The organism is Ottowia sp. VDI28 (assembly GCF_049532675.1).
In the GTDB taxonomy this organism is placed as follows: domain Bacteria; phylum Pseudomonadota; class Gammaproteobacteria; order Burkholderiales; family Burkholderiaceae_C; genus Ottowia.
In genome coordinates, this window is sequence record NZ_CP149820.1 from 122,232 (window position 1) to 141,670 (window position 19,439).

Genomic DNA, 19,439 nt, shown 5'->3' on the forward strand with positions numbered 1-19,439 from the left:
ATGTCGACTCCAGGTATTTTCTTTCTGGTGGTCGGGCCCAGCGGGGCCGGCAAGGACACGCTGATCGACGGCGCCCGCGCTGCATTGGCCGCGGGCGGCCGCCACGTCTTCGCCATCCGGGTGATCACGCGGCCGGCCGATGCTGGCGGTGAGCAGCACACCGCCGTCAGCGAAGCGCAGTTCACGGCAGACGAGCAGGCGGGCCGTTTCCTGATCACATGGTCTGCCCATGGCTTGCGCTACGGGCTGCCAGCGTCCCTGGCCGATGAACTCCGGGCGGGCCGCCACGTGATCGCCAACGGTTCGCGCGCGGCGATCGCCGAACTGGCCGCGCGTGTGCCGCGCCTGGTGGTGCTGCATGTGGCAGCCGAGCGCGCGGCCCTGGCCGATCGCATTCGCGGGCGGGGACGGGAAGAAGGCGAGCAAGTGGCCCGGCGCCTTGAGCGCGAGGTGAATCTGACAGTACCGCATGGCGTTCAGGTGATCGATATCCTCAACAACGGTACGGTGGGCGAAGGGGTTGAAAAACTTCTCTCCGCGCTCGATCATGCGCAGCGCAGCCTGCGGGTGGTCCGCTACCCCATCGACACCTGGCGCGAGCGTGTCGCCTATCTGCCGCCGGGCAGCGTGGTGAGCGCGGCCGACTACCTCGGGCCCGGCCGGATTTCCATCGAAGGCGATTCGCGCAGCATCACGGCCTGTGTGCACGTTGCAGAGACAGGGCCTGTGCTGGCGGACGACGAGATCGGCCTTTCGGTGCACGCCTTCGAATCGCTGGCGCTGCCGCAAGGTACGAGAGTCAGCATTCGGCGCACACCCGCCCCCGACAGCCGGCAGGCGCTACGCGAGAAAATCCAGGGCCACCCGCTCAGCGAGGCGCAGTACGCGCTGCTGCTCGAAGACATTCTGCAAGGCCGCTACCCCGACAGCGAGGTCGCGGCTTTTCTCGTGGCCGCCACCCGGTCGCTCAGCGACAGCGAGGTCGTCGCGCTTGCACGGGTGCGTGCCTCGTTCATGCCGCGCATCGACTGGAACGAGCCCATCGTGGTCGACAAGCATTCCATGGGCGGTATTCCCGGCAGCCGTATCACGCTGATCGTGATTCCCGTGGTGGCTGCCCATGGGTTGGCCATTCCCAAGACCTCCTCGCGCGCCATTACCTCGGCAGCCGGCACCGCCGACGCCATGGAGGCCGTGGCCCGCGTCGATCTCACGGCGGCGGAGGTGCGGGAAACAGTGCGCCGCACGCGCGGCTGCATCGCCTGGAACGGCCGGCTCAATCATTCCGCCCTGGACGATGTGATGAACCACATCACTCGGCCGCTGGGCATCGATTCCAACCGCTGGTCGGTGGCTTCGATCCTGTCGAAGAAGCTCAGCGCGGGTTCGACACACGTCATCGTCGATCTGCCCTGGGGCCCGCAGGCCAAGCTCAAGACGCTGGCCGAAGCCAGCGAGCTGGCGCGCCTGTTCGAAACCGTCGGCGACGCACTGGGCCTGGTGGTGCAGGCCCACCCGACCGACGGCTCCGCCCCGATCGGACGCGGCATCGGCCCCGCCCTGGAAGTGCAGGACGTGCTTCAGGTGCTGGGTAACGGCTTGGCGGCGCCGGCTGATCTTCGGACCAAGGCGCTGACCTTCGCGGGCCATATCCTGGCCTGGGATCCCGCGCTGGGCAGCTTTCAGGCCGGGCTGGCGCGTGCCGAGGAGCTGCTTCTTTCCGGGGCGGCACACGAGAAGTTCGAGCAGATCGTCGACGCGCAGGGCCGCCGCCCTTCACCGGTCCGGCCGGCCGCATTAGCCCATCCGGTGCACGCGCTGGGCAATGGCCGTATCCGGCATATCGACATCGCCCGCATCAGCGAGGTGGCGCGCCGGGCCGGCGCTCCCGCCGACAAGGCCGCCGGCATCCACCTGGCCGCAGGCCTCGGCGACGAGGTGGCGGGCGGACAAGTGCTCTATACCATTCACGCCAGCGCGGCCTCGGATCTTGAGGCCGCTGCGCAGCTGGCTGAACAGGCCAGCGGCGTGTCGCAAGGGCATTCTTGATGGACCGGGTTGGCGCAAAAGGAGTCCGTCATACCGGCTTTCGCCGGAATGGCGGACACGCGAATCTCCCCAGGTCAACCTCTTTTCATCTCACGCATTACTGCAATTGCAGGAGGTCTTACATGAAGCCGATCCGACGTTTGTTCGCATGCCTGGCCGTGCTGGCCGCGTTTTCGCCCATTCCGGCGCTGGCCGCCGAGTATCCGGACAAACCGGTTACCCTCATCGTGACCTTTCCGCCTGGCGGCGGCACCGATCTGCTGGCACGGCTGATCGGCACCGAGCTGCAGAAGAACTGGAAACAGACCGTGGTGGTGGAAAACCGTGCCGGCGCCAGCGGCAATATCGGCGCGCAGGTCGTGGCGCGCAGCCCGGCAGACGGCTACACGCTGCTGATGGTCAACAGCTCGTTCGCCGTCAACCCGAGCGTATTCCGCAAGCTGCCCTTCGATCCCAAGAACGATTTCACGCCGGTGATCAACGTCGCCTATGTGCCCTCGGTATTCCTAGTGCCGCCCGATTCGCCATTCCAGACCCTCAAGGATGCGCTGGCCGTGGCCAAGGCCGGGCGCCAGGTGACCTTCGGCTCCTGCGGCAACGGTACGCCTCAGCACCTGGCCGGCGAGATGCTGGCGGTCGACAGCCACGTCAAGCTGCAGCACGTGCCCTATCGCGGTTGCGGCCCAGCCCTGACTGACCTGCTGGGCCAGCAGGTGAGCATGGCCATCGTCACGGCCTCTTCGGCCATGCCTTACATCACCTCTGGCAAGGCGCGCGCATTGGCCGTGACGTCCAAGATTCGCTCACCGTTCCTGCCCGCGGTGCCGACGGTGGCAGAGGAGGGGCATCCGGGCTATGAACTCGACCAATGGCACGGCTTCCTGGCGCCGGCCCACACGCCGAAAGCCGTGGTGGACAAACTCAATGCCGACATCGCTGCCATCGTGCAGAGCAAGGAAATCAAGGAACGCATGACGCAGCTGCTGTATGTCACGGCTTCCGATTCGCCTGAAGCTTTCAAGAAGCTCGTATGGGATGACATCGACCGCTTCGGCCAGTTGACGGCCAAGATGGGGTTGAAGCTGGATTGAGGCGGATGGCATTTACTTAGGGACCTCGTTTTGTAGGAGCGGCTAACGCCGCTCCTACACCGGGACCTATCGAAGCGGTTGCTTTGCATTGAGTAAGCGCCATCAGGGAATGACAGCGGGAGCTTTTGCGACACTTTCTGAAGCCGTTCCTGCAAGAGCGCATGCCAACGAAGCCTGGCATCGTGCTCAAAACCGCTCGGCCAGCTTGTTGCCTATTGGCAACCCCATGCGCACGTCAAACACCGGAGTGAGGTCTGCCGCGTGGGCATGAATGCCCACCCTGCGAAGCGGCGAACAAATCGGCTGCCGTAAGCGCCCTCGCAGGATGTCCTGCTGCATCACCTATACCCGGCCCGCACGGATGGGTCTTGTGGTTTCAGGTATACTGTGTAATATATCATGTGAACTAGTACTAAAGCGGCCGCCCCGGATCCCCCTGGGCAGTTGGCTCAATCAGGAAGCCCCAACCATGTCCAGTCCTACCGCCAAGATCGCCGGAGCACCTCCGCTGGCTGAACTTCTCCTGCAGACCAATGAATTGGAGTGGCGCGAGAAGTCGTTGAAAGGCGTGTCCGAGAAAATGCTCTGGCGCGATGAGGCGACGGGGGCCTCGATCGCACTGATCAAGTTCGCGAAGGGAGCCAGCATCCCTCAGCCGCATTCGCATGCCTCCAATCAGTTCATGTTCTGCCTGAACGGCAAATACGAATACACCTCGACCGGCGTGACCTTGGTGGCGGGCTCGTTCTACTGCAACCCGAAGGGCAACGTGCACGGCCCCACGTTGGCGCACGAGGAGACCGTGGTGGTGGAAATCTACGATGGCCCCCACTATCCCCAGAAGCCCGATTGGTACACGGACGAGCGCGACGCGCATTGAGAACGTGTTTGCGATCTCCTCGCGGGCCCCTTGCGCCCGAGAAACCGCGTCTGCCGCGTTGCCTATGCCGGCCGCGCAAATCCACGCGATACCAATCGGTATCCGTGCGGTTTGCGTCGCATCGGCGCACCGCTTGCATCCACCATTTTTCGATCACAACGGTCCTCGCGCCGAGATCGTAGACACGTTCTGAAGGGGTTGACATGAGCCAAACTTCATCCATTGATGCCACCGCGCTGACGCAACTGGTCGGGCTGCTTTTCCAGGCCAAGGGCGTGCCGGAGGATGGCGCGCGGCTGGTGGCGCAATCGCTCGTGAGCGCCGACCAGGAAGGCGTGGCTTCGCACGGCGTGGCCCTGGTGCCCATGTATCTGGAGCGTCTGCGTGCCGGCAGTGTCAATGCCCTGGCCGTACCGGAGATTGCCGAGGATCATGGCGGGTTGCTGGTAATGGCGGCCCATGGTGCCCTGGGGCAGGTTTCCTCGGGTATGGCCGTGGATCTGGTGCTGGAGCGCGCACGCGTGCATGGCGTGGCTGCCGTGGCCGTGCGGGATGCCTTCCATTTTGGCACCGCGGCGTTCTGGGCGCGCCGGATGGCCGCTGCCGGCATGATCGGCTTTGCCTTTTCCAATACCCGCCCGCTCATGCCGGCACCAGGCGGGGCCGAGCGCGTGGTCGGCAACAACCCGATGTCGATCGCCTTTCCTTCGGCCGCCAGCGGCGAACCGATCGTGGTCGACATGGCGATGAGCGCCACCGCGATGGGCAAGATCCGCCTGGCCGAGGCCGCGGGAAACCCTATCCCCGCGGGATGGGCCGTGGACGCCCAGGGCAATTCCACGACCTCGCCCACGGACGCCATCAACGGCATGCTGCTGCCCGCGGCTGGTCCCAAGGGGTTCGGATTGGCGGTGGCGATCGATCTGCTGTGCGGAGCCCTGTCGGGCGGCGCGGTGGGTGCGGCTGTGAGGCCTCTCTACGGCGATCTGAGCCAGCCTTATGGCTGCGCCCATATGTTCATCGCGATCAATGCCGCGAGCGTGGGCGCAGGCGCGGGAATTGGGGCTGCAGTCTCGGCGTTTGCCCAGAGCATCCGGGATTCGAAGAAGGCCCCAGGGACCGATCGCATCTATGCCCCCGGCGACCTCGAGCGCGCCCGGCGTGCCGGCAATGGCGAGCATTGCACGCTGCCCGATGACGTGATCAAGAGCCTCAATCAACTGGCTGAGCAAACCGGCGTTGCCGCGCGCTTGGAAGCCCAGTAACCCCACACCACGTATTCCCGTTCATTACCGCTTATTCAAGGAGTATTTTCATGAAAGTCCAGATCACTTCCCCCGAGCTTGCCGTGCCCAACGGACATTTCTCCCAAGCGACGATGATCGAAGCCAAAGGCAAGCTGCTGTTCATCTCCGGTATGACGGCGCGTGCCAAGGACGGCAGCATCACGGGCATCGGCAACGTCGAGGCGCAAACCAGGCAAGTGTGCGAGAACCTGAAGGCGGCCGTCGAGGCTGGCGGGGGTACTCTCAAGGACATCTGCCGGGTGGATGTCTACGTGCGCAACATCGAGCACTTCCCCATAATCCACAAGGTGCGCGCGGAGTACTTTGAAAATCCGCTGCCGGCTTCCACCATGGTCGAAGTATCCAAGATGGTTTCGGCTGAATACCTCATCGAGATCAGCGCCATCGCCGTCATTCCTGACTGAGCATCATGAAACTTGGAACTGTCAAAGCCGGGGGGAATGAGCGAACGGCCTGCTTGACCGAAGCCGCCGCGGGCGTTCTGCTGCCCGTGGCGCTCGGGGATCTGGTCTCGATCATCGAGCAGGGCGAAGCAGGCCTGCAGGCCGTGCGGACCGCTGTGCAGGCCCCCCATGCGGAACGCTTCGAGTTGTCCGAGGTGCAGGTGCTCGCGCCGATCCGCCGCTTCCGCCGCGACGTGCTGTGCACGGGCTGGAACTATTGGGATCACTTCTACGAAAGCGAAGGCAAGCGCGAAGGCCAGGACGTGCCCAAGCCCGTGGCGCCCACGTTCTTTACCAAGGCCCCGGGTGCCATCATCGGTCCGTACGATGACGTCGCCTACGATCCGCAGATCTCCGCCAAGTGGGACTACGAGGCCGAGATCGTGCTGATCATCGGCAAGACCGGCCGGAGCATTCCCAGGGAGCGTGCGCTCGAGCATGTGTTCGGGTATTGCCTTGCCAACGACATGTCGCAGCGCGATCTGCAGCGGCGCCATGGCGCCCAGTGGTTCAAGGGCAAGAGCATCGACACAGGCACGCCCCTGGGCCCCTGGATCGTCACGCGCGACGAAATCGATCTGCCCGCGGTGCAGCTTGAGCTGGACCTGAACGGTCAGCGCATGCAGCAGGCGACGGCCTCTCAGATGGCGTTTCCCATCGACGAGTTGATTTCGGAGCTGTCCTTCGGCATGACACTGCATGCCGGTGATGTGCTGCTGACCGGCACACCCAGCGGCATCGGCAATGCGCGCACCCCTCCGGTGTACCTGGCCGATGGCGATGAGATGATCGTACGGGGCTCTGGCCTGGGCGAGCTGCGCAACCGCATGCGCAAGACGCCGCTCTCCGCGTACGAAGCTTGAATTGGAAGTGAAGAGGGGTTCCCATGGACAACACACTACGCGTACAGCATCTGGCCGGATACGGCCTTGAGGTGCCGGACGTCGCCGTCGCCGAGCAATTCTTCGGTGCCTTCGGCCTGAATGCCCAGCACCCCGGTAGCGCGCTGCACATGCTGAGCGGAAGAAGCCTGGCCTCTTCCGGTCCTGCCGAGATCGTAGTGCTGAAGGGCGGAACGCAAAAGCGCCTGCATCATCTGTCGTTCGCGATCCGGCCCGAAGACCTCTCCGGCTTTGAGGAGCATCTGCGCAAGATGGGGGTGGCTACGGTCAAGCCGCCTTTCGGCGCGATCCGCGACGGTCTGTGGTTCCAGGATCCCTGGGGCACCTGGATCAACCTGGTCCCCGTGGCGCCCTGGGCGGTGATCGAGAAGCCGCCGATGGTGGCGGTTCCCCGCGTGGACCGGCACTACTGGCAGGATCTGCGCGATCCGGTCAAGCCCAACAAACTCGGGCACGTGCTGATCTTCACGCAGGATTGGGAAAAATCCGAAGCGTTCTTCTGCCAGGCGCTGGGCCTTCGTGTGGCCGACCGCGCAGCGGGGAAGGTGTCTTTCCTGTCCGGCGGTACGGGGGTGCGCGATCACCACTGCTTCGGCCTCATCAAGGACACGCACCGCGGCTTCCAGCACGGCAGCTTTCACGTGGATTCCCTGGACCAGATCGGGCTGGGCGGATTGCAGATGCACAAGGCCGGGTACAAGGAAGGCTTCGGCGTGGGCAGGCATGCGCTGGCGTCGAACCTGTTTCACTACACGCGGGATCCCTGGGGCAGCTGGGTCGAGTACTACACCGACATGGACAAGATCAGCGAGGCCTGGGTGTCCAAGGACTGGAATGACCTGCCGTACATTTGGCCTCAATGGGCTCCGGAGTTCTGGGGCAAGGAAATGAACGCCAACCTCGAACCCAAGTAAAGACCATGATCGAGCTGGACGTCCACACCCACCTGGTGCCCATCAATGCCGGGCGGCTGCAAGAGCTGCCCGGAGTGCAGTGGAAGCCTGAGGACAAGGCCCTCGTGCTCGACGGGCACAAGGTGGGCATGAAGGCGCTTTTCGAGCCGGAACGCCTCGTCGCCTGGATGGACCGCCATGACGTACGCCGGGCCTTGGTTTCCGTGCCTCCCCCAGCCTACCGCCAGAACCTGGCGCCGGAGGCGGCGCTGGCCTGGGTGCGCTATCTCAACGAAGAGCTGTTGTCGGTCTGCCAGGCCAGCGGCGGCCGCCTTGGCGCGCTTTTCTACCTTCCCCTGGAAAACGCGAGCCTCCTGGCCCCGCTGTTGCAGGACTTCGAGGCTGCCGCCGCGTTCGAAGGCGTGGCGCTGGCCGCGGGCGGGCACCCTGCCATTGAATACGCGCATGCGTGCTATCAGCCTCTCTGGGCATGGATGAACGAGCGTGGCAGCTTTGTCTTCCTGCACCCGGGGGCTTGCCGGGACGAACGTCTGTCGCAGTTCTATCTTGAGAACCTGGTGGGCAATCCCTACGAGACCGCGGTCGCGGCCGCGCAGCTGGTCATGGGCGGTATTCCAGCGCAGTTTCCCCGCATCCGTTTTTGCCTGGCCCACGCGGGCGGCATGTTCACCGCGCTGGTGGGCAGAATGCAGCGCGGTTTCGACACCGAACGGCCTGGGGTCGATCGGGCCCTGGAGCCACCGCTTCAGGCGGCCCGCAGGTTCTATGCGGACGGCATTGCCCACCACCCCTCGATGCTTCGTCTTGCCAGGGAGGTGCTGGGGGAAGACAAGCTGCTCTTCGGATCGGATTGGCCGTTTCCCATGGGAATTGAGCAACCTGGAACGTAACTGCCCCGAAGCAGGCCAGGCGCGGCGCGCCCTGGCCGAACCGGAGCCAGGCAGGGCCTGGGGCCCCCTACCTCTCTCCTCTCGTCATTCCCGGATGGCCCGCCCCGCGCAGGCGGGAATCCAGGGGCGTTCATCGGCTGCGCTGGATTCCCGCCTACGCGGTTCAGAGGTGCCACCTCTTGCCTCTTACTCGGCCTTGGCCCCGGAGCGCTTGACAACCTCCTGCCACTTGACTCTTTCGCTCGCGATGATGCGGGCGAACTCTTCCGGCCGGTCGCTGGCCACTTCCACGCCCATCTGCTCGAGCTTCGAGGCCACTCCAGGCGCGCGAAGAATCTCGTTGATATCGGCGTAGAGCGCCTCCACGATCGCCTTGGGCGTTCCCGCTGGTGCCACCAGTCCGAACCACGGCGTGGCCTCGAAGCCCGGCACGCCGGATTCCGCCACTGTGGGGAGGCCGGGCAGCACCTTCAGGCGCTTGGGCTCGGCCACCGCGATGGCGCGCAAGGCCCCTGTCTTGACGTGGGGAAGGCTGGACGAGATGTTGTCGAACATCATGGTCACCTGCCCGCCCACAAGGTCGGCCAGTGCGGGCGCTGCCCCTTTGTACGGCACGTGAACGGCCTGCAACCCGGTGCTGGTTTTCAGCAGCTCCATAGCCAGGTGACCGCTTGAGGCGATGCCCTGGGAGGCATAGGAAGTTGCCTTCGGGTGGGCCTTGGCATAGGCGAGCAGCTCGCTCACGTTGTGGATTGGCAAGGCGGAGGGCACCACCAGCACCAACGGCGCGGTGCAGATCCGCGTGATGGGGGCGAACGCTGTTTTGGGGTTGAACGGCAGCGAGGTGAAAAGGCTCTCGTTCACGGCCAGCGGGCCTGGTGCCGTCAGCAGCAGGGTGTAGCCGTCGTTGGCGCTCCGTGCGGCGGCATCGGCGCCGATGTTGCCGTTGGCGCCGGGCCGGTTGTCGATCACGAAGGGCTGGCCGAGCTTCTTGGCCAGGCCGTCGGCGATGATCCGCCCCAGCATATCGGCGGTTCCTCCCGGGGGGTAACTCACCACCAGTTTCACCGGTTTGGCGGGGTAGGTGGCGGCCGCGCTGGGCTGGACGGACATAGGCAGCGTGCCCGCCAGCGCGGCCAGCGAAAGCAGGGTTCGCCGCTTGAGCGGGCGAGCGGAGGCTTCCGATTCGGGTGACACATCAGGCTCCAGCGATCAGGGCTTGATGGCGGGTTTCGGCAGGAAACCTTCCACGAGCACACGGTCCGGGTTGAGCGGTGTGCCGGGCACCTCGATGTTCTGGTTGATGAAGTCGAAGGTACGCTTGAACTTCTCGCGCGAGATAGTGCCAAAGCCTTGCTCGGATACTTCCGGCGTGATGGCGATGCGGCGCAGGATGCGGAGCTCGTCGGCGATGATCGCGGGGTCGAGCGCTTTCATGTACTGGGTTTGCAGGCGAGCGGCTTCCTCGGGGTTGGCCAGCGCGTCTTTCCATCCGCGCAGCGCCGCACGGACGAACCCGCGGACAGCCTCGGGATTGGCCTTGAGAAAATCTTCGCGGACACCGATGCTGTTGGCGTAGATATCGAGGCCGAAGTCGGCCAGCAGCATGCACTTGGGCGTTGCGCCCGCCGCAGCCCGCCGGATGGACGGCTCACCCATCAGGAACTGGTCGATCGCGGGGACCTTGCGGGACACCAGCATCGGAACCCGGGCTGCGCCATCGATGTTGACGATCTTCAGCGTGGACGGATCCACATGGTTCATCTTCATGAAGGCGGCGAAGATGCGCGGCATGAACGACGCGCTGCTGGAGCCCACTTCCAGCCCGGCCATGTCCTGGGGCTTCGTCACGTTGGCGCCGGGATCCAGGCTGAAGACGCAGTAGGGCGCCTTCTGATAGCTGTTGGCGACGATGCGCACCGAAGACCCCCGCTTCCGCTGGCCACCAGGCTGGGAATGTCGATGAAGCCGAATTCGGACAAACCCGACTCGATGTAGCGCACCGCATCGGCGGTGCCCTTGGTCGGCAGGATCGAGACGTTCAGCTTCTCTTCCTTGAAGTACCCCTTCGCCAAGGCTACGTACCAGGGCGCATGGCGGCCCAACGGGATGAAGTCAAGCGCGAACTTGACGTCCTTCTCTCCGGGGTGCTCTGAGCCTTCGCCGGTAAGGCGGTCAACAACGACAAGGCCAGCGCGGCGGTCAGGAACTTTAGTAGCTTCATGGTCTTCCTCTTTGAAAAAACGACTGCGGGAAAAAGCCCGGCAAACGAGGAGGAACACCATGTCTGCCAAGCGTTTATGAACCGGAGGCCTTCAGAATCCGGCTGTGCAGGGACTCCAGGTGAATCTGCATGGCCTTGCGCGCGGCCTTGGGGTCGCGTGCGACGAGAGCTTGAAGAACGGCCTCGTGTTCCTGCTGCGTGACCTCCAGGCCGTCGGCCGGCATGATCCGCAGGTGCCACATCAGGTCGGAGCGCTCATGCAGCGGACGCAGGGTGTCGGCCAGAAATTTGTTGCCGGAGCCTTCGGCCACTACGCGGTGGAACGCCCGGTCGATCAGGCTGAACGAATCGCGCTGGCTCTGGTTGAGCAGGCCCTTCGATTCTTTCAGCAGCTTGCGCAGCTCTGCCAGCTGCTCGTCCCCGATGCGCTCGGCCGCCAACGCGACGATGTTGGGCTCCATCGCCATGCGTGCTTCGAGCACCAGCTCGATGTCGTGAATCGAGTCCATCCGGATGACGAGCCCCTTGCGCGGGATCACCTCGATCATTCCCTCGGCCTGCAGGCGGTGGATTGCCTGGTGGACGGGCATACGGCCCAAGCCGGTCGATTCGCACAAGGCCGCCTCGTTCAGGAACAAGCCGGGGCGGAGCTCGAGCGACAGGATTTTCTCCTTGATGGCGTCATACGCCTGCTGGGTCAAGGAGATGCCGCTCTTGGGCGTGACTTCCGCTGTGGCGCGTGGCGATGCCGAGCGCTGCGTCGCCGCGCGCTTGGTCGTCTTCTTGGCAACAACGGGGGTACGTGTCATCGTTGACATATTGTATAATATATCACAAGGTATAGTAAATGATCCGGGCAGAGCTCGGGCGTGAAAAGTCTCTAAATATCTCTAAAGCATAGTCTTGAATTGTCCAAGGAGTTTTACGTGGCATTTGGCGTTATCGAGAGGGCCCGCAAGGTGTTCCCAGCCAGCGAACTGGGCCCGACAGCCCGAGAAGACCTCGTCGCCCTCGACGAAGCAACATTCTCGTTCGAGGAAGGGGAGTTCGTTTCGCTGCTGGGGCCGAGCGGATGCGGAAAGACCACCTTGCTGCGGATCGTGGCGGGGCTGATCTCCAAGACCGCGGGCCGGGTCAGCGTGGCGGGCCGCGAGGTGGACGGGCCTTACGGCGACTACGGCTTCGTATTCCAGGCGCCCGGACTCATGCCGTGGCGCAGCGTCATGGACAACGTGCTGTTTCCCATGGAAGTCCTGCATCGCAGCGATGCGAAGGCCCGCAAGCGCGCGGGCGAACTGCTGTCGCTCGTTGGACTCTCGGGCTTCGAGAACTCCAGGCCGCACCAACTCTCAGGCGGCATGCAGCAGAGGGTTTCCCTTTGCCGGGCGCTTATTCATGCACCCAAGCTGCTGCTCATGGATGAACCCTTCGGCGCGCTCGATGAACTGACGCGCCTCGATATGAACGACCTTCTGCTGGAGGTCCGCCGCGAGACAGGAGCCGCCGTGCTGTTTGTGACGCATTCCATCTCCGAGGCGGTATATCTCGCCGACAAGGTGCTGGTCTTCAGCCGGCGGCCCGCGCGCGTGGCCTGCCAGATTGAACCGGCCTTGGGCAGGGACCGCAAGCGGCACATGCGATACGAGAGCGCATTCCAGGCTGCCGAGCGTGAAGCCAGCATCGCTTTGGGGGTCATCACGGAGGAGACCGGCGCGCTGCTGGCGAAGAAGGAGACGCTGCAATGAAACGACAGACCGCTGATACCCTGCGCCGGGTGGCGTATCCCACGGTGGGCATCGTCCTGATGCTCGCCCTTTGGGAGGCGATCTGCGTCATCGGAAAGCTGCCCACCGCTGTTCTGCCGACGCCGGGCCAGGTGTTCGGTTCGCTTGTAAACAACTGGGCGGTACTGATGAGCGAAGGCTGGATCACGCTCAAGGCCACGCTTTACGGATTTGCTCTGGCCTTGTTGCTGGGTATTCCCTTGGCCGTCGCTGTGTCGACCTTCCGCTGGGTCAACCTCATGTTCTATCCGCTGTTGGTCGCGCTGCAGTCTGTCCCCAAGGTGGCGCTGGCGCCGCTGTTGCTGGTCTGGCTTGGCACGGGGATGGAGTCCAAGCTGGCCATCGCCTGGCTGGTCGCGTTTTTCCCGGTCCTCGTGGATACAGCTGCCGGCCTTCAGGCCACACCCAAGGAGTTGCTGGAGTTGGCGCGCAGCCTGCGCGCGTCCCGCTGGCAGGTCTTCGCGAAGGTGCGCTTCCCCGCAGCGCTTCCCTTCGTGGTGACGGGCGCCAAGGTGGCGGTCACGCTGGCGGTCATTGGCGCTGTGATTGGGGAGTTTGTGGGGTCGAGCGAGGGGCTTGGTTTTCTGTTGCTCAGTGCGACTTCCCAGATCAATACCCCGCTGGCTTTCGCGGCATTGTTCGCGCTCTCGATTCTGGGGATGGTGACTTACTTTTTCGTCGTCCTTGCCGAGAAGGCCATTGCCTCGTGGCTGCCGCCACCGCCGCCTGCGCATTGAGGGCTTTTACTCCCTCTCCCGCCTGCGGGAGAGGGTGCCCGCTCGGGCCATCGGTGCGCTCGATGGTTTTTGGCATGGATATCCAGGGACCCTTCAGTTTCTCCCCCGTCATTCCCGCGCAGGCGGGAATCCAGCGACTGCGGTGAATGGAGCGCTGACCTTGGATTTCGGCTCTCGCCGGAATAGCGGGCCTCTTACGGCCCGCTGATGTCCATGCGCGGCGATGCAAGAAACGATACGGAGGCTTTGAAAGGGACGGTTCCCATCACGCCTTCAAGCTCTCGCGATCAGGCGGCGCTCCACGACGTTTCCAGAGATGCCTGCTGCAATATCGGAGAGCAGGTACATCAGGGTGTCCGCGACTTCTTCCGGTTGAGACACGCCCAGTGTGCGCTCATACATCGCCAGCTCTTCCTCGCTGGCGGAGTTCAGAAACACGGGAGTGGCCACGAGGCCTGGTGACAATGCATTGATGCGCACACCATGGGTGCGCAACTCCAGCGCGGCGGACTTCACCAGGCCGACAATGCCTGCCTTGGTGGCGGCATACGCTGCAGCTCCTGCCCAGCCGTTGCTGGCTAAGCCTGAGGTGAATGCCACGATGCTGCCGGAGCGCTGGCGTTTCATGACCGGGTACAGCGCGCGCACCAGGTAGAAAATACCGGAGAGATTGACGTCGAGATGGCGCTGCCAATCGGCATCCGTCGTCTCGTCGATAGGCGTGCGTTTCTGGATGGCGCTGGTCAGCACGGCGCCATCGATGCGGCCCGTCCTGCCCGCGAAGTCATCAATGGCAGCCTGCACCGCGCGGGGGTCGGCGATGTCTACCTTGGCGGTGAGCATGCGGCCATCCTGGGGAAGAGACGCCAGCCCGCTGGCGTCCACGTCCATCGCCAGGACAGTGGCGCCGGCTTCCAGGCAACGCAAGGCCGTGGAGCGGCCAATGCCCGAGGCTGCGCCGGCCACGAGGACGGACCGGCTGGTGAAGTCGAAGGTCACGTTCATGTGCTTAATCTTTCGCAGGCGCCATGCCGGTGATTCTTTCGTAGAGCGCGGCCGCCTGGTGTTCGCTGCCGTCCATGGGGACGATCGCGGCAATATATTCGTCCGGGCGGACCAGCACCAGCGTGTTCGCCGGAATACCCATGCGCTTGAACAGCTTGTCGCCCGCATCCAGCAAGCTGCGGTTGCGCAGTCCGCTGTCGTGCGGGGCGTCCCAGCGCGAGACCACATAGTGGCTGAGCGCGGGCGATTTGCTTTGCGGGATGCCGGGCTTGCGGCGCGCGTCGCTGAAGTACAGCGCGGTGAACTTGCCGGAGCACAGGTCGTGGATGTGCTCCTGCCGGCCCGCCGGCGTGTGCACCAGATAGTCAGGCAGGCGCATGCCCGGCTTGACCGGCGGCCGGGTTTCCGTCACCACCATCGACCAGCCACCGCCGTCGGCGGCATCCAGGTCCACGCCGAGCTTCACTCCCAGCAGGCTCCGCGTGTAGGCGTTGCCCCAGTTGTTGTCCGTCATGCCCGTGATGGCGTCGGTGCGCTTGGCCATGGACTGCCGGGCGGCCTCGGCCATTTCACCCGAACCATGCACCGCCAGGGGCCGCTGCTCGCGCTCGTAGCCATCCAGGATATCTTCGGTGCCCCAGCCGCGCAGGTACCAGGAAAGCCTCCACGGCAGGTTGGAGGCGTCCAGTGCGCCCGTGTTCAGCCCCAGGGCCCACATTGGCGTGATGAGGTGCGCGGCATCCCCCATCAGCAGTACACGGCCGCGGCGCCACTCGGTAGCCACACGGTGGTGGACGTTGTAAGTGACCTTGTTGATGGCCTGAACATTGCTGGCCTGGCCGATGAAGGTCAGCGATTTGTCGCGCAGCTCCTCGATCGAAGGCTCTTGGGCGCCTTCTGCCAAGGGGTAGAGGAAACGCCAGCAATGGGGGTGCCTGACCAGGATCATCCACTCCTCAGGGTCGGCGAAGTAGGCCAGATAGGGATAGTCGCGCGGGTTTTCGTTGTCCAGATCCACGACCAGATCCACCAGCGAATACTTGACCGGCAGCGACATGCCCTCCACCTGGATGCCCATTTGCGTGCGTACCGTGCTGCGCCCGCCGTCGCAAGCTAGCAGAAAGCTGGCATCCTGCGTGGTTGGCCCGTCCGGTGTCTGCAGATGCAGGGTGACCAGGCCGCCCTTGTCTTCATAGCGCTCGAGCCGGTGATGCATCTTGATCTCGACCAACGGGTTGCGCTCGATGGCCTGCGCCAGGATGGGCTCCAGATCCTGCTGCGGCAGATTGATGACGAAGGGATAGCGCGTTTCCGCATCCAGCTCATCCAGCAGCACAGGGAAAGTGGATTTCTGGGAGCGGCGGTCAATCTCTCCGATCTCATCGACACGCAGCGCCTTGGCCAGTACGTCGTCGGCGACGCCATAGCGGCGGAAAATCTCGAGCGTGCGGGTCAGGATGGTGCCTGCCTTGGTATCCAGGGAAAGATGGGTATCCTCCTCGAAAACCACGCAGCGGATACCGTAATACGCAAGGCCTAGCGCGGTGATCAGGCCGATAGGGCCACCGCCAACGATGGCTACCGGCAATTCCGAAGACTGAGTTGCGTTCATATGACTGATGAAGGGCGGAAGACTACAGGAAGCGGATAAGCCCCGACCGGCACGCTCCCACTCTGTTCCATGATGTTAATATCATCACAAATCTCATGTAATATATCAGACGATGATTCATGCCGTCAAGGGCTCCGGGCGGCAAGCAGGTGCGCCGTGGCGCCATGGCATGGCGGCGGTGTTTTCCCTGGCTGGATCAGCGCGGGCCGCCTGCTGGCGCTCTTCCCTGCAGCAGCGGATTCCTGGCGAACAATTCCACCACCCAATCGACGAACGCACGCACCTTGGCGCTGAGGTGGGAGTTGGGCGGGTACACCACGTAGACGGGCAGGAGCGGTTGCGTCCAGTCCTCCAGCACGTTCCGCAACCGGCCGTTGTCGAAGTATTCCTGTGCCTGCAGGCGGCTGACCTGCCCGATGCCCTGGCCCGCCAGAATGGCGGTCACATAGGCGTTGCCTTCGTTGACAGTGAGGTGCGAAGGGTTGGAGATCTCGATCACTTCACCATCCTTGTGGAACTCCAGCGGATAGCGCCGTGTGGAGACTGGCGAGAAAAAGATCACGTTGCGATGATGGCCGGATTCGAGGTCCCGCGGGTGCGCGGGAATGCCATAGCGTGCCAAGTATTCGGGGGTGGCGACCGTCACGAACTCCAGGTTGCCGATGCGGCGTGCCACCAGCGACTGATCGGTCAGTTCGCCTCCGCGGATGACGCAATCCACGTTGTCGCTGATGAGATCCACGGTGCGGTCGCTCACGCCCAGGTCGATCTCTATCTCGGGATAGCGTGACTGGAACTCCGCCAGATGAGGAAGCACCATGAGACGTGCCGTGGTGCTTCCCACATCGACACGCAGGCGGCCCCTGGGCGTGGTGCGTGCCTGGCTGACGCTGGCTTCGAGATCATCGAAGTCGGCGAGCAGGCGCACCGCGCGGTCATAGTAGGCCGCGCCGTCGGCGGTGACGGTGACGCGGCGTGTGGTCCGGTTGAGCAGTTTGACGCGCAGGCGCTGCTCGAGCGCCTGAATGTTCTTGGTGATGCTGGCTTTGGGCATCAGCAGCGAATCGGCGGCTCGTGTGAAAGTGCCTGCTTCCACCACCCGCGCGAAAATACGCATGGCCTGAATCTGATCCATTGGATCTCCTTATCCTTGCGAAACCAGGGTTCGCCGGGGTTGCGGGATTCTCACACGCAGATACTGGCGTCATTGTTAAAGAATTGGAAACAGTGCGGCCGCGTATAGGGGGTTTATGCCTCCAATGGGCGCCGCTACATTCTTATCTCATCAACCGGCCTTGTCCGGAGACATCATGCCCAATACCGAAGCACCTGCATCGCCCATGGATCCTCAAGCCGACACCACCATCGCGGTGGCGGATGGCGTGCAGGCCAGCGTGCGCCTGTATGGCAGCAAGAAGCGGGGCGAAGTGGCGCCGCTCGTGGTGCATTTCCATGGCGGCGCCTTCGTGGCCGGCGATCTTGATTGCGGCTACACCGTGGGGCATGCACTGGCCGCCGCCGGCGCGTGCGTCGTGTCGGTAGCTTATCCGCTCGCGCCTGAAAATCCGTTCCCCCGCCCGCTGGAGGTGGGCTATGCCGTGCTGCAGTGGGCCTACAAGCGGCGCACCAAGCTGGCCGGAAAGGACGCGCCGCTGTATCTGGCTGGCGAGGAGGCCGGGGGTAATCTCGCGGCGGGCGTCACCATGATGGCGCGCGATCAGATGCACCCGCCGCTGGCCGGCCAGATCCTGATCTCGCCGATGCTCGACCCCTGCGCGGGCACGGCTTCGCAGCGGGCGGCAAGAGGTGAGTCCATCGAATGCAAGTGGGCTGAGGGATGGCGCCAGTACCTGGGCGGTTCTTACGATGCCGAACACCCTTACGCCGTGCCTGCGGGAGCGCTTCGCCTGGCGGGGCTGCCGCCGACGCTGATTCTCGTGGCGCAGGCTGACCCCATGCACGATGAGGCCTTGCGCTATGCGGCACGCCTGGAGGCGGCCGGATTGACCGTCTTCAGCCATGTGTTCACGGAAGACGGGCAGTGGCCGGAGGCCCTGTTGGAGCCGCAGCCCGAATGCTGTCCCTGTGCGGCTCAACTGGAAACGCAACTGCGCCATTTCTTCGAGACGACCCGATGTCGATCTTGAGCTGACCGCGTTTTGCCTAGGTTGCCTCGCTGTGCGTGAGGCAGCCTGAGCCAGGCGAAGGCGCGTTTTTTCCTTTCCATCCGATTCCAGGCCTTTGGGCCGGAAGGGATGAGCCTTGCCCGCCGCAGGGAGAGTTTTTTCCGATTTCAACCTTTGAACTAAAGACATCGCCATGAACGACACCTCCAAAATTTCAGCCCGTCGCCGTTGGTGGGCCGCCGCTGGCGTTGCCGTGGCCGTGACGGCCACCGCCGGTGCCGTATTCGGCCTGCAAGCCTCGCATGCGGAAGCGCCCGCACCACACGCCGCGGCGCCGGCGGTGCCGGTTTCCGCCGCACGGGTCCAGCAGCAGGACGTGACCTTGTGGGATGAGTTCTCCGGCCGCCTCGAAGCCGTTCAGCGTGTGGACGTGCGCCCGCGCGTGTCGGGAGCCGTGCAAGCGGTCCATTTCAAGGAAGGCGCGCTGGTGAAGCCGGGCGATCTGCTGTTCACGGTGGATCCCGCCCCCTATGCCGCGGAGGCTGATCGGGCCGAAGCACAGGTCGTGGCCGCCAAGGCGCGCATGGCCTATACGCAAAGCGAGTCCGAGCGCGCCACCCGCCTCTGGGAAGAGCGTGCGATTGCGCAGAAGGAATTCGACGAGCGCGTGAACGCCCAGCGCGAGGCCGATGCGAACCTGCGTGCCGCCCAGGCCGCGCTTCAGGCCGCCCGGTTGAATCTGGGCTACACGCAGGTTCGCGCGCCGGTGGCCGGCAAGGTGGGGCGCGTGGACGTGACCGTGGGCAACCTGGTCAGCGCCGGGGCTGGCGCTCCGGTGCTGACCACGCTGGTATCCGTGAACCCCATGTACGCCAGCTTCGATGCGGATGAGCAGATTGTGGCCAAGGCCCTGCAAAGCCTCCGGGAAGGCAAGAGCGCGCGTGCGCTCATCGAAAGCATACCGGTGCAGATGGGCGTCGGCACGAGCGGCGCGACCCCCTACACGGGGCATCTGCAACTCATCGACAACCAGGTCGATGCCAAGAGCGGGACCGTGCGCGTGCGCGCCGTGTTCGACAACGCTGATGGCGCGCTCATGGCCGGTCAGTTCGCCCGCATCCGCATGGGCCAGCCGAACAGCCAGCAGGCGCTGCTCATCAATGAGCGGGCCGTGGGAACGGATCAGAGCAAGAAGTTCGTGATGGTGATCGGCGAGGGGAACAAGGCCGAGTATCGCGAGGTGCAACTGGGCGCGCCCGTGAACGGCTTGCGCGTGGTCACCGGCGGGCTGAAGGCCGGCGAGCGCATCGTGGTCAATGGCCTGCAGCGCGTGCGGCCCGGCGTAGAGGTCGCGCCGCAGGATGTGCCGATGAGCGCCAAGACCGAACTCGCGGGTGGCCCTTCCGGCACATCCAGCGGTACTGCGCAGGCACAGCCAACCCAGAAAAAGCCTATCGCTTGATACCTACTTGCTT

Annotated in this window: 17 protein-coding genes and 1 pseudogene; 12 read left to right on the forward strand and 6 right to left on the reverse strand. The window is 64.2% G+C overall.

Annotation, left to right across the window (positions count from 1 at the left end):
• From phnN to WJU18_RS00615, 8 genes are all read left to right on the forward strand, one after another.
• Positions 1 to 2,049, forward strand: coding sequence for a phosphonate metabolism protein/1,5-bisphosphokinase (PRPP-forming) PhnN (gene phnN, locus WJU18_RS00580; RefSeq protein WP_423458242.1), 2,049 nt, complete (start codon positions 1 to 3; stop codon positions 2,047 to 2,049).
• A 122-nt stretch (positions 2,050 to 2,171) separates the two neighbouring features.
• Positions 2,172 to 3,140: a Bug family tripartite tricarboxylate transporter substrate binding protein gene (locus WJU18_RS00585; protein ID WP_423458243.1), complete on the forward strand. Its 969-nt coding sequence runs from the start codon at positions 2,172 to 2,174 to the stop codon at positions 3,138 to 3,140.
• A 469-nt stretch (positions 3,141 to 3,609) separates the two neighbouring features.
• On the forward strand, positions 3,610 to 4,020 hold the full coding sequence (locus WJU18_RS00590) for a cupin domain-containing protein (protein WP_423458244.1): 411 nt from the start codon (positions 3,610 to 3,612) through the stop codon (positions 4,018 to 4,020).
• Positions 4,021 to 4,223: 203 nt separating this feature from the next.
• Positions 4,224 to 5,285: an Ldh family oxidoreductase gene (locus WJU18_RS00595; RefSeq protein WP_423458245.1), complete on the forward strand. Its 1,062-nt coding sequence runs from the start codon at positions 4,224 to 4,226 to the stop codon at positions 5,283 to 5,285.
• A gap of 50 nt (positions 5,286 to 5,335) precedes the next feature.
• Positions 5,336 to 5,731: a RidA family protein gene (locus WJU18_RS00600; RefSeq protein WP_423458246.1), complete on the forward strand. Its 396-nt coding sequence runs from the start codon at positions 5,336 to 5,338 to the stop codon at positions 5,729 to 5,731.
• 5 nt (positions 5,732 to 5,736) lie between these two features.
• Positions 5,737 to 6,633, forward strand: coding sequence for a fumarylacetoacetate hydrolase family protein (locus tag WJU18_RS00605; RefSeq protein ID WP_423458247.1), 897 nt, complete (start codon positions 5,737 to 5,739; stop codon positions 6,631 to 6,633).
• A gap of 23 nt (positions 6,634 to 6,656) precedes the next feature.
• The gene (locus WJU18_RS00610; RefSeq protein WP_423458248.1) at positions 6,657 to 7,586 is read left to right on the forward strand and encodes a VOC family protein; all 930 of its coding nucleotides are present in this window, start codon (positions 6,657 to 6,659) and stop codon (positions 7,584 to 7,586) included.
• A gap of 5 nt (positions 7,587 to 7,591) precedes the next feature.
• Positions 7,592 to 8,476, forward strand: a complete 885-nt coding sequence (locus WJU18_RS00615; RefSeq protein WP_423458249.1) for an amidohydrolase family protein — start codon at positions 7,592 to 7,594, stop codon at positions 8,474 to 8,476.
• Positions 8,477 to 8,662: 186 nt separating this feature from the next.
• On the opposite strand, the gene WJU18_RS00620 is transcribed toward WJU18_RS00615, so the two are convergent.
• From WJU18_RS00620 to WJU18_RS00630, 3 genes and pseudogenes are all read right to left on the reverse strand, one after another.
• The gene (locus WJU18_RS00620; RefSeq protein ID WP_423458250.1) at positions 8,663 to 9,673 is read right to left on the reverse strand and encodes a Bug family tripartite tricarboxylate transporter substrate binding protein; all 1,011 of its coding nucleotides are present in this window, start codon (positions 9,671 to 9,673) and stop codon (positions 8,663 to 8,665) included.
• Between the two features lie 15 nt (positions 9,674 to 9,688).
• Positions 9,689 to 10,761, reverse strand: a pseudogene (locus tag WJU18_RS00625) (ABC transporter substrate-binding protein).
• Positions 10,762 to 10,774: 13 nt separating this feature from the next.
• Positions 10,775 to 11,509: a GntR family transcriptional regulator gene (locus WJU18_RS00630; protein ID WP_423458251.1), complete on the reverse strand. Its 735-nt coding sequence runs from the start codon at positions 11,507 to 11,509 to the stop codon at positions 10,775 to 10,777.
• 117 nt (positions 11,510 to 11,626) lie between these two features.
• Between WJU18_RS00630 and WJU18_RS00635 the strand changes: the two genes are divergently transcribed.
• Both WJU18_RS00635 and WJU18_RS00640 read left to right on the forward strand, forming a co-directional pair.
• Positions 11,627 to 12,445 carry an ABC transporter ATP-binding protein gene (locus WJU18_RS00635; protein WP_423458252.1) on the forward strand — a complete coding sequence of 273 codons (819 nt, stop codon included), beginning with the start codon at positions 11,627 to 11,629 and terminating at the stop codon, positions 12,443 to 12,445.
• Positions 12,442 to 13,221: an ABC transporter permease gene (locus WJU18_RS00640; protein WP_423458253.1), complete on the forward strand. Its 780-nt coding sequence runs from the start codon at positions 12,442 to 12,444 to the stop codon at positions 13,219 to 13,221. Before WJU18_RS00635 ends, WJU18_RS00640 begins: the two co-directional genes overlap by 4 nt.
• A 273-nt stretch (positions 13,222 to 13,494) precedes the next feature.
• Here WJU18_RS00640 and WJU18_RS00645 read toward each other — a convergent pair whose 3' ends face one another.
• The 3 genes from WJU18_RS00645 to WJU18_RS00655 form a co-directional block, all read right to left on the reverse strand.
• Positions 13,495 to 14,226: an SDR family NAD(P)-dependent oxidoreductase gene (locus tag WJU18_RS00645; protein WP_423458254.1), complete on the reverse strand. Its 732-nt coding sequence runs from the start codon at positions 14,224 to 14,226 to the stop codon at positions 13,495 to 13,497.
• Positions 14,227 to 14,230: 4 nt separating this feature from the next.
• Positions 14,231 to 15,838, reverse strand: a complete 1,608-nt coding sequence (locus tag WJU18_RS00650; RefSeq protein ID WP_423458255.1) for an FAD-dependent monooxygenase — start codon at positions 15,836 to 15,838, stop codon at positions 14,231 to 14,233.
• Positions 15,839 to 16,034: 196 nt separating this feature from the next.
• Positions 16,035 to 16,973 carry a LysR family transcriptional regulator gene (locus WJU18_RS00655; protein ID WP_423458256.1) on the reverse strand — a complete coding sequence of 313 codons (939 nt, stop codon included), beginning with the start codon at positions 16,971 to 16,973 and terminating at the stop codon, positions 16,035 to 16,037.
• A 175-nt stretch (positions 16,974 to 17,148) separates the two neighbouring features.
• Here WJU18_RS00655 and WJU18_RS00660 point away from each other — a divergent pair, with 175 nt between their 5' ends.
• Complete coding sequence (locus tag WJU18_RS00660) at positions 17,149 to 17,985, forward strand: alpha/beta hydrolase (protein ID WP_423458257.1); 837 nt, start codon at positions 17,149 to 17,151, stop codon at positions 17,983 to 17,985.
• Between the two features lie 172 nt (positions 17,986 to 18,157).
• Positions 18,158 to 19,426: an efflux RND transporter periplasmic adaptor subunit gene (locus tag WJU18_RS00665; RefSeq protein ID WP_423458258.1), complete on the forward strand. Its 1,269-nt coding sequence runs from the start codon at positions 18,158 to 18,160 to the stop codon at positions 19,424 to 19,426.
• Positions 19,427 to 19,439 lie beyond the last annotated feature (13 nt).